Below are 699 nucleotides of genomic sequence, written 5' to 3'. Positions count from 1 at the left end.
CTGGCATTGTACCAGAATTATTCCAAGTATACCTATGATTACACCGTAATACCTGATTTTTGCACATTTGCTATTTATTTCGGCCCCTGCTTTAGTAATGTTATCATCAACCTGATCTTCAAATTGTTTGAAAGTTTCTTTAAAAGAGATTGACCAATTTGCTTTTTACCTCACGAAATTTCGCCTGGTCTTTCCAGGTGTTTTCGGGGATTAGTATTTCACTTGGCACTTCGGGACAGGTTGTCGGAATTTGAAGTTCAAAATCTGCTTCTTTTGCAAATTCTACCTTGTTAAAATCCCCATTGTGTATGGCATCCAAAATGGCACGGGTGTATTTTAATTTAATTCGGGAGCCCACGCCATAAGAACCACCACTCCACCCAGTATTGATTAACCAAGCGTTTACTTCATGTTTTTTATTCTCTCTGCCAGTAAGTTAGCGTATTTATTTGGGTGCCACATCATAAATGCAGCACCAAAACAAGCACTAAAAGTGGCTTCTGGATCTTTTACACCCATTTCTGTTCCGGCTACCTTGGCTGTATATCCAGAAATAAAATGGTAACTGGCCTGTTCCGGACTTAATTTACTCACAGGAGGCAATACTCCAAAGGCATCACAAGTCAGAAAGATAATGTTTTTGGAATGTCCTGCTGTACAAGGAATTTTAGTGTTTTCTATGAAGTCTATTGGGTAAGC

The 699-nt window shown here is 39.1% G+C and carries 1 pseudogene; it reads right to left on the bottom strand.

Annotated elements, in window-relative coordinates:
• Window positions 1–139: 139 nt before the first annotated feature.
• Window positions 140–666, bottom strand: a pseudogene (locus tag ADIWIN_RS01565) (phosphoenolpyruvate carboxykinase (ATP)).
• Window positions 667–699: the final 33 nt, after the last annotated feature.

Source organism: Winogradskyella psychrotolerans RS-3 (assembly GCF_000427335.1).
Taxonomy (GTDB): domain Bacteria; phylum Bacteroidota; class Bacteroidia; order Flavobacteriales; family Flavobacteriaceae; genus Winogradskyella; species Winogradskyella psychrotolerans.
Note: the sequence above shows the minus strand (reverse complement) of the source record. Positions and strands in the feature narration are given on the sequence as shown.